This is a genomic window from Streptomyces parvulus (genome assembly GCF_014648855.1).
GTDB classification, from domain to species: domain Bacteria; phylum Actinomycetota; class Actinomycetes; order Streptomycetales; family Streptomycetaceae; genus Streptomyces; species Streptomyces parvulus.
This window is the reverse complement of sequence record NZ_BMRX01000008.1, coordinates 101,871-116,004: the sequence shown is the minus strand read 5'-3', so window position 1 is coordinate 116,004 and position 14,134 is coordinate 101,871. Positions and strand designations below refer to the sequence as shown.

At 73.4% G+C, this 14,134-nt stretch carries 8 protein-coding genes; 5 read left to right on the top strand and 3 right to left on the bottom strand.

Features of this window, described 5'->3' with window-relative positions:
• Positions 1-2 precede the first annotated feature (2 nt).
• Together IE108_RS16730 and IE108_RS16725 are read left to right on the top strand one after the other, a co-directional pair.
• Positions 3-2,618: an SUKH-4 family immunity protein gene (locus IE108_RS16730; protein WP_064728299.1), complete on the top strand. Its 2,616-nt coding sequence runs from the start codon at positions 3-5 to the stop codon at positions 2,616-2,618.
• Between the two features lie 165 nt (positions 2,619-2,783).
• Positions 2,784-3,674, top strand: coding sequence for a hypothetical protein (locus IE108_RS16725; protein ID WP_064731798.1), 891 nt, complete (start codon positions 2,784-2,786; stop codon positions 3,672-3,674).
• Between the two features lie 31 nt (positions 3,675-3,705).
• Here the strand turns inward: IE108_RS16725 and IE108_RS16720 are convergent, their stop codons facing one another.
• Positions 3,706-5,316: a sodium/solute symporter gene (locus IE108_RS16720; RefSeq protein ID WP_161346038.1), complete on the bottom strand. Its 1,611-nt coding sequence runs from the start codon at positions 5,314-5,316 to the stop codon at positions 3,706-3,708.
• Positions 5,313-5,774: a DUF485 domain-containing protein gene (locus IE108_RS16715; protein ID WP_064728297.1), complete on the bottom strand. Its 462-nt coding sequence runs from the start codon at positions 5,772-5,774 to the stop codon at positions 5,313-5,315. Before IE108_RS16715 ends, IE108_RS16720 begins: the two co-directional genes overlap by 4 nt.
• Before the next feature lie 508 nt (positions 5,775-6,282).
• Here IE108_RS16715 and IE108_RS16710 point away from each other — a divergent pair.
• The 3 genes from IE108_RS16710 (at position 6,283) to mfd (ending at position 13,704) form a co-directional block, all read left to right on the top strand.
• Positions 6,283-7,071, top strand: coding sequence for an ABC transporter ATP-binding protein (locus tag IE108_RS16710; RefSeq protein WP_064728296.1), 789 nt, complete (start codon positions 6,283-6,285; stop codon positions 7,069-7,071).
• Positions 7,068-9,632 (top strand): ABC transporter permease, encoded by a 2,565-nt coding sequence (locus IE108_RS16705; protein ID WP_064728295.1) that lies wholly within the window; start codon positions 7,068-7,070, stop codon positions 9,630-9,632. Before IE108_RS16710 ends, IE108_RS16705 begins: the two co-directional genes overlap by 4 nt.
• 538 nt (positions 9,633-10,170) lie before the next feature.
• Positions 10,171-13,704 (top strand): transcription-repair coupling factor, encoded by a 3,534-nt coding sequence (gene mfd, locus IE108_RS16700; protein ID WP_064728294.1) that lies wholly within the window; start codon positions 10,171-10,173, stop codon positions 13,702-13,704.
• A gap of 101 nt (positions 13,705-13,805) precedes the next feature.
• On the opposite strand, the gene IE108_RS16695 is transcribed toward mfd, so the two are convergent.
• A complete protein-coding gene (locus tag IE108_RS16695) occupies positions 13,806-14,006 on the bottom strand; it encodes an antitoxin (protein ID WP_064728293.1) in 201 nt (66 codons plus the stop codon).
• Between the last annotated feature and the right edge of the window lie 128 nt (positions 14,007-14,134).

Sequence of the window (14,134 nt, the reverse complement as noted above, 5' to 3'; positions counted from 1 at the left end):
CGATGGTGACGTTCGCGCAGGCGCAGGAGCGCGCGGAGGAGTGGGTCAACGGCGAGCTGCCGGCGTACCAGCACCGCGAGGTGCGGGTGCGGGAGTTCGACCTCGGGTTCGTGGTGTGGGCGGAGGACCGGGCGGACGGCCCGCGTTCGGACGGCGGCGCGCAGCGGCTGGTGATCGCCCGCGACAGCGGGGAGGCGACGCTGTGGCCCTCCCTGCCGGTGGGTGAGGTGATCCGCCGGTACGAGGAGGAGTACGGCCGTCCCGACGAGGCGGAGGAGCCGCAGCCGGCGCCCGCCGCGCGCGTGGACCTGAACCAGACGTCGTTCCTGCTGAGTCCGCCGGAGTGGTTGCAGGAGGCGGCGGACAAGCTCGGGATTCCGGACCGGCGGCGCGGCGACCACGACGGCGCCGCGGCGGAGACCGGCGGTGCCGGTTCCGTGGGCGGTGCGGGCGCGCCGCTCGCCGAGACGCGGGCCGGAGTGCCGTCGGCTCCGTCGGCTTCCCCGGCACCGGGCGTCGGTGGCAGCGGTGCCGAGTGGCCGGCCGCGGCCTCGGACGACGCCGCCGGGTCCGGGCCGGGTGCGCCGGGTGCGCCGGCCGGGGCGACGCCGTGGGCGGGGACGGACACCAACGCGGACGCGGGCGAGGACCGTTCGGTACCGCTGCCGCACACCGTGTTCTCGCCGCCGCTGAGCGGCGCCGACGACGAGACGCCGCCGCCCGCGACGCCGGACGCCAAGACGGCGCTGATGTCGGGCGGCAGTTCGCTGCCGCCGACGGCGCTGTCGCCGGCGCTCGACGACCCGGCCGGGCCGGCCGCGTCCGCCGGTGCGGGCACGCCGCCGCCCGGTCCCGGTACGCCTCCCCCGGTGCCGTCCGCCGGTCCGGGTGTGCCCGCCGCCCCGTCCAGGCCGCTCCCGCCCGACGCGGGGGACATCGCCGACGCCGCGACCAGCAAGGCGGCGCCTCCGCCGCGCCGCGGTGGTGCTCCGGCCACGCCGCCTCCGCCCGGTGCCCCGGGTGTGCCGGGCGGGCGGCCGGGTGGCACGCCGCCGCCGTCGGGGACACCGGCGCCGGGTGCGCCGGCGGGCGGTTACGTGCCGACCCAGTTGGTGTCCTCGCTCGGTCCCGAGGGGCCGGGGGCGCCTGGTGGCCCGGGTACGCCGGGTGGACCCGGCACGCCGCCTCCGCCGGCTGCGCAGGGGACGCCGCCCGGACCGCAGGCGCCGGGCACCCCGCCGCCGCCGAGCACGCCGGGTGCCCCCGGTGCGACGCCGCCGGGCGGCATGCACCACGCCGCCACGATGCTGGCCGACCCGGGCCGCACGGGCGGCGGTGCGCCGCAGCCTCCGGGTCCCCCCGGTGCACCTGGTGCCCCCGCGGCTCCCGGTGCGCCCGGTGGCCCGGGGATGCCGCCGCCCCCGCCCGCCGCTCCGGGGTCCGCGGGCGGCGCGGGCGGTGCCGTGCACCACGCGCAGACCGTGCTGGCCGCGCCCTCGCTGGGCGGTCCCGGTGGAATCGGCGCGCCTCCGCCGCCGCCCGGCGCGCCGGGTGTCCCCGGTGGCGGGCAGCCGATGCCGCCCGGAGCCGTGCCGCCGCCCGGTCAGCCGCAGGCGTACGGCTATCCGCAGCCGCCCGCCGGTCAGCCGACCGTCGGCCCGGGCTACCAGGCCGTGCTCCGCTACCGCGCCCACGACGGCTCCGAGCAGCAGCTGATCCGGCGTTCGGCGCCGGGCACGCCGCACCCGGAGTGGCAGATGTTCCACGAGCTGCGGTCCATGAACGTGCCGCCGGACCAGGTGCTGGAGCTGCACACCGAGCTGGAGTCGTGCGAGCTGCCGGGCGCGTACTGCGCGCGGATGATCCGGGAGCAGTGGCCGCAGGCGCGGATCACCTCGATCGCGCCGTACGGCACGGACCACGCGAGCCGGCAGCAGGGCATGCGGGAACTCCTCGCGCACCAGGGCGAGCTGCACCAGGTGGCCGACGGCCCGGCCCGTCCGGCTCCGGTGCGGGCGCCGCTGCCCCAGGTGCAGCCGGTGCCGCCGGTGCCGCCGGAGGTCATCGGGCAGGAGCTGGGCGGCGCGTTCGGACCGGGCGTCTTCCGGTTCGAGCAGGCCGCGGTGTCCCGGCAGGGCGTGCCGCCGGTCGTGGCGCACACGCTGGTGGCCGCGGGCCTGCCGATGGACATGGGGCCGTTCTTCTGGGCGCAGGCCCAGCCGGGCCGGCCGGTGCCGACGCTGGCGGAACTCGCCGCCGAGCGGGGGGTGCAGCCGGCCCCGGACGCGGGCTCGTACCTGGTCGTCGGCAGCGACTTCGGCCGCGCGGTCTGCGTGCAGTACGGCACCGCGGCCATCGTGGCGGTGCCCGTGGAGGCGGGGCCGGGCGGTGCGCCGGTGCCGCCGCAGTTCGTGAACTCGGGGCTGCCGGAGTTCGCGCGCTCCCTGGCGCTGCTGGGCCGGATGTGGCGGCTCAGGTTCGGTCTGAACCAGGAGCAGGCGGGCCGCTGGACCGTCGACTTCCAGGCGCAGCTGGCGGCGCTGGACCCGGCGGCGCTGGGCTCGCCGGAGAGCTGGTGGTCGGTGCTGCTGGAGCAGATGTGGGACGGGCTGCTCTGAGGCGGCGGCGTTCCTGACGCGACGGAGGGCGGGGCCCGGTCGACCGGTGAGGCGACCGGGCCCCGCCCTTTGCGTGCGGTGTGTCGCATTATGAGGGCTTACGTCCGATCCATAAAGTCGGTTAAGTCCATTTAGTGCGGCAGGTTCACCACAGGGGTGATCAGCATGAGCAGCGCAGCGGCGACTGACGACGGATTCGCGACCGTACGCGGGCGTGAGCGCGGCTACCGTCCGGAGCAGGTGGAGGAGTACGTCGCGGCGCTCTCCGGCGACCGCGACGCCGCCTGGGAGCGGGCCGCCCGGCTCACCGTGCTCGCCCGGGAGATGGAGGAGGACCTGGACGACCTGCGGGACGAGGTCGCTCAGCTCACCACGCAGGATTACGAGGCGCTCGGGGAGGGCGCGCGGCGGCTGTTCCGGCTCGGTGAGGAGGAGGCCGAGGCGGTGCGGGAGCGGGCGCGCGGCGCGGGCGAGGACGGGATGCGCGAGGCGCGGGCGTACGCGGACGGCGTGCTGGAGGCGGCCCGGGCGCAGGCCGACGCGGTGCGCGCGGAGGCGGACGAACGGGCCCGGCAGCGGCTGCTCGTGGCCCGTGCGGAGGCCGACGAGGTGCGCGTCGGGGCGCGCCGCGAGGTCAAGGCGGGGCGCGGCGAGGTGCTGTCCGTGCTGCGCGAGGCGCGGGCGCACGCCGAGGGCACGCTCGCCGACCTCGAACGGGAGCACGCCGGGCGGCTGGCCGACGAGGAGCGGGCCGAGGCGGAGCGGGCCGAGGCGCTGGACGCGCACCACGCGGAGGCGGTCGCGCGCGCCGAGGAGGGCGTGCGCGAGGCGGAGCGGGCGCTGGCCGAGGAGGGCGAGGCGGCCCGCCGTACCCAGGAGGAGGCGCGGGCCCGGGCGGCCGAGGTGGTCGCCGGGGCCCGGGTGCGGCAGGAGGAGATCGTCCGCGAGACCGAGCGGGTGCTGCGCGAACACGGGGAGCGGTGGGACGAGTTGCAGGCCCACATGGCCTCCGTGCGCAGCAACCTCAGTTCGCTGACGGGCCGGGCGGTCGAGTAGACCGCCCGGGACCGCCGTGCGGCCCGCGGCGTCAGCCGCCCCTGCGCACCGCGCCCGCCAGGATCCAGCCCTCCACCGCCTCGTACTGCCGGCGCTGCTCCTCGGCCTTGCGCCGGCCGGAGAGCATGGTGCCGATCCACCCGCAGGCGAAGCCGAACGGGATGGAGACCAGGCCGGTCGTGGTGAACGGGAACCAGTTGAAGTCGGCCTCGGGGAAGGCGGAGACGGGTGAACCCGAGACCAGGTTGGTGCCCGGCATCAGCAGCAGGACGGCCAGCGAGCCGCCGATGAGGGTGGCGAGCAGTCCGGTGCGGGTGTAGCGGCGCCAGAAGAGGCCGTAGACCAGGGCGGGGGCTATGGCCGAGGCGCCGAGGCAGAACGACAGCGTCACCAGTGGCTGGAGGCTGCGGTGCTGGACCAGGGTCGCCAGGATGATCGCGGGGACCCCGACGGCCAGCGCGGAGACCCGGGCGAGGGCCATCTCGCGGCGCGGCGACATCTCCCTCACGCGGGTGGCGAAGACGTCGTGCGCCAGGGAGTTGGCGCAGGCGAGGATCATGCCGCCGACGGAGGCGAGCAGGGTGAGGAAGACGGCCGTGGTGACCGTCGTGAAGAGGAACGTTTCGGCGGTGGACACCTCGGGGCCGAAGGCGGCCTGTGAGCCGAGCAGGTAGGCGGTGTTGCCCTGCGGATCGACGGCGGCCACCACCGCCCGCCCCACCAGCGCCGTCGCGCCGAAGCCGATGACCGTGACGACCAGCACGAACAGCGCCACGCTGGACACCGCCCAGGACATCGAGCGGCGCACCTGGCGGGCCGAGGACGCGGTGTACATGCGCATGGTGACGTGCGGGAGGCAGGCGCCGCCGAGCACGACGGTCAGGTGCGCCGTGATCATGTCCGCGTCGGGGTGGGGCCCGCCGGCGAACTGGAGCCCCGAGTGCAGGAAGGCCGAGCCGGCCCCGCTGCGGTCCGCCGCCGCGCCGAACAGCGCGCCGGGGTCCCAGTCGAAGCGGTGCAGGATCAGCACGGCCACCACGGCGCCCGAGCCGAGCAGCATCACGATCTTGAGGATCTGGATGAGGGCGGTGCCCTTCATGCCGCCGATCGCCGCGTAGCTGATCATCAGCACGCCCAGCCCGATGATGCACCCGGTCTCCAGCGACTCGCCGGAGAAGCCGAGCACGAAGGCGAGCAGCTGGCCGGTGCCCGCGAGCTGCACCAGCATCAGCGGCAGCAGGGCGGCGAGGGTGACCGCGCAGGCGACGACCCGCACGGCCCGGCCGGGCATCCGGCGGGCGAGCGCGTCGCCCATGGTGAACCGGCCCGCGTTGCGCAGGGGTTCGGCCAGCAGGAACATCAGCAGCATCAGGGACAGGGCGGTGCTGAGCGCCAGTACGACACCGTCGTGGCCGAACAGGGCGATGACCCCGCCGGTGCCGAGGACGGACGCCGCCGAGATGTAGTCGCCGGCGATCGCGAGGCCGTTGCGCATCGGGGACAGGGAGCTGTACCCGGTGTAGAACTCGTCGAGGTCGTCCCGGTCGGGGCCGGTCATCACGCACAGCAGCAGCGTGACGGTGGCGACCGCGGTGAAGCCGACCAGGGACATGGTCTGCGCGTTGCCGCTGAACTCCGTCATCGGCCCGCCCCCCGCCGGGCGTCCAGTTCGGCCTCCTTGCGGATGCGGTCGGCGAGCGGGTCCACGCGGCGCCGGGCGGTCTGCTCGTAGAGCGCGATCGCCAGCCAGGTGACCGGCAGCTGGACCAGGGCGAGCAGCAGTCCGGTGGGCAGCCCGTCGGTGACGGTGCCGGTCATGAAGCCGGGCGCGTAGGCGGACAGGAGCAGGAACAGCGTGAAGTAGCCGAGCGCGGTGAGCGTGGCGGTGCGCCGCTGCCAGCGGTAGGCGCCGCGCAGCACCCGCAGGTCGCGGTGGCTGCCCAGCGGATCGCGCCGCCGGCTCCGGTGGGGCGCCTGGTGGGGGGCCGGCGCGTGGGGCGGAAACGGCGGTGGAGAGGGCGGCTGGTACGGCGGTTGGTACGGCGGTTGATGCGCCGGTGGCGGGTGGTGCGGGTACGACGGGGACGGGTCGTAGGTCATCCCGGTTCTCCTTGCGCGGCTGGGGTCCGAGCGACGGACCGCAGGGAGGTGGGGGGTGGGGAGCCACGCACGTTACTCGCCAGTCACCTCCTGCGCTGCCTTTTGGCCGAACTGGACGGTCGGTATGCCCGGCGGCGTGCGCGCGCTTGCTCCTCACGTGACGGAAGGGTGGAGGCTCGGTGCGTCCAAGGGTGGAGACCGACCCCGAGTACTGCTCCACCGAAGGGTGGACAGCCCCTAGGGGTACCTCCGTACTACGGCTCGGGGAGGGTTCGTACCGACGGAGGACGAGAGGGGCCGGGGGGCGTCCTTAATCTGGCTTTACGCCGCTGGGGGGCGGCGGACCGGACCCGCGGGGGTGGGGTTTTCCCCCGCAGAAGAGTGCGCTGAACACCAGCGCGCCCGCCCCGTGGTTCCGGCCAGACTCTTCGGGACGGCAGCACGGCACCCCGCGACAGCGCGAGACGGCACCGGCGGCTCACTCGATGACCGACATAGGAGACTTGACATGACATCGGCCGTAAGTATTCCCACGCACGGGGGCACCGGAGGGCGTACGGCCGTTGCCGCGCGAGCGCGGCAGGTCGTGAAGGCCTACGGTTCGGGTGAGACGCGCGTGGTCGCCCTCGACCACGTGGACGTGGACATCGCCCGCGGGCAGTTCACCGCCATCATGGGGCCGTCCGGCTCCGGCAAGTCCACGCTGATGCACTGCCTGGCCGGCCTGGACACGGTCACCAGCGGGCAGATCCACCTCGACGAGACCGAGATCACCGGCCTCAAGGACAAGAAGCTCACGCGGCTGCGCCGGGACCGGATCGGCTTCATCTTCCAGGCGTTCAACCTGCTCCCGACGCTCAACGCGATCGAGAACATCACGCTGCCCATGGACATCGCCGGCCGTAAGTACGACAAGGCCTGGCTGGACCGGGTCGTGGAGACCGTGGGGCTGGCCGGGCGGCTCAAGCACCGGCCCACCCAGCTCTCCGGCGGCCAGCAGCAGCGGGTCGCGGTGGCCCGGGCCCTGGCCGCCCGGCCCGAGATCATCTTCGGCGACGAGCCGACGGGCAACCTCGACTCGCGGGCCGGCGCCGAGGTGCTGGGCTTCCTGCGCCGCTCGGTCACCGAACTGGGCCAGACCATCGTCATGGTCACCCACGACCCGGTCGCCGCGAGCTACGCGGACCGGGTGCTGTACCTCGCCGACGGCCGGATCGTCGACGAGATGCTGAGCCCGACCGCCGAAGCCGTCCTCGACCGCATGAAGGACTTCGACGCCCGGGGGCGCACGTCATGACCGTCCTCAAGACCTCGATGCGCAACTTCTTCGCGCACAAGGGCCGGATGGCGCTCTCGGCGGTGGCGGTGCTGCTGTCGGTGGCGTTCGTGTGCGGCACCCTCGTGTTCACCGACACGATGAACACCACCTTCGACAAGCTCTTCGCCGTCACCTCCTCCGACGTGACGGTCATGCCCAAGGACGCCAAGGCCGAGGACACCCCGCAGAACGGCGTGCCCGAGGCCCTGCCCGCCGCCGCACTGGAGAAGGCCCGGACGGCCGAGGGCGTCAAGTCCGCCGAGGGCGCCGTCAGTTCGATGAACGTCACGGTCGTCGACGGCGACAACGACAACGTCGGCGCCACCAGCGGCGCCCCGACGATCGCCGGAAACTGGACGCGGAACGACCTCCGGTCCATGGAGATCACCAGCGGCCACGCCCCGCGCGGCCCCACCGAGGTGATGGTCGACGCCGACACCGCCGACAAGCACGACCTGAAGCTCGGCGACGAACTGCGCACCATCGCCCAGACCGGCGACTTCAAGGCGAAGATCGTCGGCATCGCCTCCTTCACGGTGACCAACCCCGGCGCCGCCGTCGTCTACTACGACACGGCCACCGCCCAGCGCGAACTGCTCGGCGCCACCGGCAGGTTCACCCAGTTCAACGTCACCGCCGAGGCCGGGGTCTCCGACGCGCGGCTCAAGCAGAACGTCGCCGCCGCCCTCGACGGCCCCTACAAGGTCCAGACGGCCAAGGAGAACTCCGACGAGAACCGCGAGGGCATCGGCGAGTTCATGGACGTCATCAAGTACGCCATGCTCGGCTTCGCCGGCATCGCGTTCCTGGTCGGCATCTTCCTCATCATCAACACCTTCTCCATGCTCGTCGCGCAGCGCACCCGCGAGATCGGCCTGATGCGGGCCATCGGCTCCTCGCGCCGGCAGGTCAACCGCTCCGTGCTGACCGAGGCCCTCTTCCTCGGTGTCGTCGGCTCGGTCCTCGGCGTGGCCGCCGGTGTCGGCATCGCCGTCGGCCTGATGAAGCTGATGTCCGCCGCGGGGATGAACCTGTCCACCGACGACCTCACCATCAAGACGGCGACCCCCGTGGTCGGCCTGGTCCTGGGCATCGTCGTCACCGTCCTGGCCGCCTACCTCCCGGCCCGCCGCGCGGGCAGGATCTCCCCGATGGCCGCCCTGCGCGACGCCGGCACGCCGGCCGACGGCAAGGTCGGCCGGATCCGCGGCCTGATCGGCCTGGTGCTCACCGGCTCCGGCGCCGCCGCCCTGCTCACGGCGGCCGGGGCCGACAAGGCGAGCGACGGCTCGCTGATGCTCGGCGCGGGCATCGTGCTCTCCCTGATCGGCTTCGTCGTCATCGGCCCGCTGCTGGCCGGCTTCGTGGTCCGGGTCATCAGCGCGGTGCTGCTGCGCGCCTTCGGTCCCGTCGGCCGGCTCGCCGAGCGCAACGCCCTGCGCAACCCGCGCCGCACCGGCGCCACCGGCGCGGCCCTGATGATCGGCCTCGCCCTGGTCGCCTGCCTCTCGGTGGTCGGCTCCTCCATGGTCGCCTCGGCCACCAGCGAGCTGGACAAGACGGTCGGCGCGGACTTCATCGTCCAGGGCAACCAGCGGATCGTGCCGAAGGCCGAGAAGGCGATGCAGGACACGCCCGGCCTGGAGCACGTCACCCGCTACAAGATGCTCGACGCCACCCTGACCTCGCCCGACGGCAAGACCGACGACGAAGGCGTCACGGCCGCCGACCCGACCTACGCCGAGGACGTGCGCCGCGCCACGACGGAGGGCAAGCTCTCCGCCGCCTACGGGCCGGACGCCATGTCCGTCGGCTCGGACTACGCCGAGAAGCACGGCGTCCACGTCGGCGACACCCTCTCGGTCGCCTTCAAGGGCGGCGAGACGGCGAAGCTCAAGGTCGCCGCGATCACCAGCGACGACGTGGCCATCGACCAGGGCGCCCGGTACATGAGCATCGACACGATGCGGAAGTACCTGCCGGCCGAGAGCGTCCCGCCGAACACGATCATGTTCGCCAAGGCCGAGGACGGCAGGGGCGACCAGGCGTACGCGGCGCTGAAGAAGTCCATGGACGCCTACCCGCAGTACCAGGTGGCCGACCAGACCGACTACAAGCAGGAGCTGAAGGACCAGGTGGGCCAGCTGCTGAACATGGTCTACGGCCTGCTCGCCCTGGCGATCATCGTGGCGGTCCTCGGCGTCGTGAACACCCTGGCCCTCTCGGTGGTCGAGCGGACCCGCGAGATCGGCCTGATGCGGGCGATCGGGCTCTCCCGCCGCCAGCTGCGCCGCATGATCCGCATGGAGTCCGTCGTCATCGCCCTCTTCGGCGCGCTGCTCGGCCTCGGCCTGGGCATGGGCTGGGGCGCCACGGCGCAGAAGCTCCTCGCCCTGGAGGGACTGAACGTCCTCGACATCCCGTGGCCGACGATCATCGGCGTCTTCATCGGCTCGGCCTTCGTGGGCCTCTTCGCCGCCCTGGTCCCGGCGTTCCGGGCGGGCCGCATGAACGTCCTGAACGCCATCGCCACCGAGTAGCACCCGACGGCCACCGCACACGGGGGTTGCGGGGGAAACCCGGCGCCGGAAGCCACGAGGCTCCCGGCGCCGGGTCCTTTGCGCGTCAGCCCTTCAACCCACGGAGCGGTCCGTCCTCCGGGCGCTCACTCCGCAACCCACCGAGCGGCCCGTCCCTCCGGGCGCTCACCCAGCAACCGGCCGAGCGGTCCGTCCCTCCGGGCGCTCACCCCCACCGAGCCGCCCGTCACCCCGGGGGTCCGCCCTGCAACCCGCCGAGCCGCCCGTCACCCCGGGGGTCCGCCCTGCAACCCGCCGAGCCGTCCCCGCCCGGGCGTCCACCTCTCCACCCACCGAGTCGGGTGGTGGGTGGGCACAGGCCGGGGGTCCAGGGGGCGGAGCCCCCTGGTACGGCCACCGCGACGCCGCACACCCACCACCCGGCGCCATCCACAGCCCCCGACGCCGCCGCCCGAGGCGTCGTAGGCTGGAGACCCCCGGCCCTCACCGCGTCGGGCTACTCGTGTTGCCCCACACCAGGACGGAAAGCGCCCCCTCCATGAGCCTGCACGGTCTGCTCGACGCCGTCGTCAAGGACACCGCCCTCGCGGAAGCGATCTCGGCGGCCGCAGACGGCAACCGCATGCACGTCGACCTCGTCGGCCCGCCCGCGGCCCGCCCCTTCGCGATCGCCGCCCTGGCCCGCGAGACGTCCCGCCCCGTCCTGGCGGTGACGGCGACGGGACGCGAGGCGGAGGACCTGGCCGCGGCCCTGCGCTCCCTGCTGCCCCCCGAGGGCGTCGTGGAGTACCCCTCCTGGGAGACCCTGCCGCACGAGCGCCTCAGCCCCCGCAGCGACACCGTCGGCCGCCGCCTCGCCGTCCTGCGGCGCCTGGCCCACCCCCGCCCCGACGACCCCGAGACCGGCCCGGTCTCCGTCGTCGTCGCCCCCGTGCGCTCCGTGCTCCAGCCGCAGGTCAAGGGCCTCGGCGACCTGGAGCCCGTCGCCCTGCGCACCGGCGAGAGCGCCGACCTGGAGGCGACCGTCGAGGCCCTGGCGGCCGCGGCGTACGCGCGCGTGGAGCTGGTTGAGAAGCGCGGCGAGTTCGCCGTCCGCGGCGGCATCCTGGACGTCTTCCCGCCGACCGAGGAGCACCCCCTCCGGGTCGAGTTCTGGGGCGACGACATCGAGGAGATCCGCTACTTCAAGGTCGCCGACCAGCGCTCCCTGGAAGTCGCCGAGCACGGCCTGTGGGCCCCGCCCTGCCGCGAGCTGCTGCTCACCCCGGACGTGCGCGAGCGCGCCGCCGCCCTCGCCGAGGACCACCCCGAGCTGGGCGAGCTGCTCGGCAGAATCGCCGAGGGCATCGCGGTCGAGGGCATGGAGTCCCTGGCCCCCGTCCTCGTCGACGACATGGAGCTGCTCCTCGACGTGCTGCCCAAGGGCGCCATGGCCGTCGTCTGCGACCCGGAGCGGGTGCGCACCCGGGCCGCGGACCTGGTGGCGACCTCGCAGGAGTTCCTCCAGGCGTCCTGGGCCGCCACCGCCGGCGGCGGCGAGGCGCCGATCGACGTCGACGCGGCCTCCCTGTGGTCCATCGCGGACGTCCGGGACCGCGCCCGCGAGCTGGACATGATGTGGTGGTCGGTCTCCCCCTTCGCCGCCGACGACGCCCTCGACGAGGCCGACACCCTCAAGCTCGGCATGCACGCCCCCGAGACCTACCGCGGCGACACCGCCAAGGCACTGGCCGACACCAAGGGCTGGCTCGCCGACGGCTGGCGCGCGGTCTACGTCACCGAGGGCCACGGTCCGGCCGCCCGCACCGTCGAGGTCCTCGGCGGCGAGGGCATCGCGGCCCGGCTCGACAACGACCTGGGCACCCTCGGCCCCTCCGTCGTGCACGTCTCCTGCGGCTCGATCGACCACGGCTTCGTCGACCGGAACCTCCGGCTCGCCGTCCTCACCGAGACCGACCTGACCGGCCAGAAGGCGGCGGGCCGCGAGGGCGCCCGGATGCCCGCCCGGCGCCGCAAGACCATCGACCCGCTCACCCTGGAGACCGGCGACTACATCGTCCACGAGCAGCACGGCGTGGGCCGCTACATCGAGATGGTGCAGCGCACCGTGCAGGGCGCCACCCGCGAGTACCTGGTCGTGGAGTACGCCCCCGCCAAGCGCGGCCAGCCCGGCGACCGGCTCTACATCCCCACCGACCAGCTGGAGCAGATCACCAAGTACGTCGGCGGCGAGGCCCCCACCCTGCACCGCCTGGGCGGCGCCGACTGGACCAAGACCAAGGCCCGCGCGAAGAAGGCGGTCAAGGAGATCGCCGCCGACCTGATCAAGCTCTACAGCGCCCGGATGGCCGCCCCGGGACACGCCTTCGGCGCGGACACCCCCTGGCAGCGCGAGCTGGAGGACGCCTTCCCCTACGCGGAGACCCCGGACCAGCTCACCACCATCGCCGAGGTCAAGGACGACATGGAGAAGACGGTCCCCATGGACCGCCTGATCTGCGGCGACGTCGGCTACGGCAAGACCGAGATCGCGGTCCGCGCCGCCTTCAAGGCGGTCCAGGACGGCAAGCAGGTCGCCGTACTCGTGCCGACGACCCTGCTGGTCCAGCAGCACTTCGGGACGTTCAGCGAGCGCTACGCCCAGTTCCCGGTGAGTGTGAAGGCGCTGTCCCGCTTCCAGACCGACACCGAGTCCAAGGCCACCCTGGAGGGCCTGCGCGAGGGCTCGGTGGACATCGTCATCGGCACCCACCGGCTGTTCTCGTCCGAGACGAAGTTCAAGGACCTGGGCCTGGTCATCGTCGACGAGGAGCAGCGCTTCGGCGTCGAGCACAAGGAGCAGCTGAAGAAGCTCCGCGCCAACGTCGACGTGCTGACCATGTCGGCCACCCCCATCCCGCGCACCCTGGAGATGGCGGTCACCGGCATCCGCGAGATGTCCACCATCACCACCCCGCCGGAGGAGCGCCACCCGGTGCTCACCTTCGTCGGCCCCTACGAGCAGAAGCAGATCGGCGCCGCCGTCCGCCGCGAGCTGCTGCGCGAGGGCCAGGTCTTCTACATCCACAACCGCGTCGAGTCCATCGACCGCGCGGCGGCCCGGCTGCGCGAGATCGTCCCCGAGGCGCGCATCGCCACCGCCCACGGCCAGATGTCCGAGCAGGCCCTGGAGCAGGTCGTGGTCGACTTCTGGGAGAAGAAGTTCGACGTCCTGGTCTCCACGACGATCGTCGAGTCCGGCATCGACATCTCCAACGCCAACACCCTCATCGTCGAGCGCGGCGACAACTTCGGCCTCAGCCAGCTGCACCAGCTGCGCGGCCGGGTCGGCCGCGGCCGGGAGCGGGGCTACGCGTACTTCCTCTACCCGCCGGAGAAGCCGCTGACGGAGACCGCGCACGAGCGGTTGGCGACCATCGCCCAGCACACCGAGATGGGCGCGGGCATGTACGTGGCCATGAAGGACCTGGAGATCCGCGGCGCGGGCAACCTGCTCGGCGGCGAGCAGTCCGGCCACATCGCCGGCGTCGGCTTCGACCTGTACGTGCGGATGGTCGGCGAGGCGGTCGCCGACTACCGGGCCTCCCTGGAGGGCGGGGTCGAGGAGGAGCCGCCGCTGGAGGTCAAGATCGAGCTTCCGGTCGACGCGCACGTCCCGCACGACTACGCGCCCGGCGAGCGGCTGCGGCTCCAGGCGTACCGGTCCATCGCCTCCGCCAACAGCGAGGAGGACGTCAAGGCCGTACGCGAGGAACTCGTCGACCGCTACGGCAAACTGCCGGAGCCGGTGGAGAACCTGCTGCTGGTCGCGGGCCTGCGCATGCTCGCGCGGGCGTGCTCCGTGGGCGAGATCGTGCTCCAGGGCAACAACATCCGCTTCGCGCCGGTCGAGTTGCGCGAGTCCCAGGAGCTGAGGCTGAAGCGGCTCTACCCCGGCACCGTCATCAAGGCCGGCAGCCACCAGGTCCTCGTACCGCGCCCGAAGACCGCGAAGGTCGGCGGCAAGCCGCTGCTCGGGCGGGAACTGCTCGGCTGGGTCGGGGAGTTCCTGACCTCGATCCTGGGCTCGTAGGACGCGCCCGGCGACCGCCGGGAACCGGTGAAGCCGTCCCCGGGACATGCGGCTGACGCATGCCCGCGGACGGCTTCACCGGTTCTGGACGCGCCGAGCGGCTACCGCTGCTCCGGCCCGTCACCGCCCCGCTCGCGGCCGAAGCCGAGCTTGCCCTCGGCCTGCTGCTGCGCGGCGTCGACCTGCTTCTCGTACTTGCCGCCGGTGCGCTGGTTGACCTGGCGCTCGGCGGCGTCGGACATCTTCCGTGACTTGTCCTTGTCCTTGCCGGCCATGCTCTTGACCTTGTCGAGGATGCCCATGCAGCAGCTCCTTCCGAGACGTGACTCACTGTCGAAGGTACGACAGATATGTCCGGCATGCCCACTAAAGCCCTCTATGGTCCAGACCTCTCCGTCGCTACGGTGATACCGGCAACGACCAGGGGAGG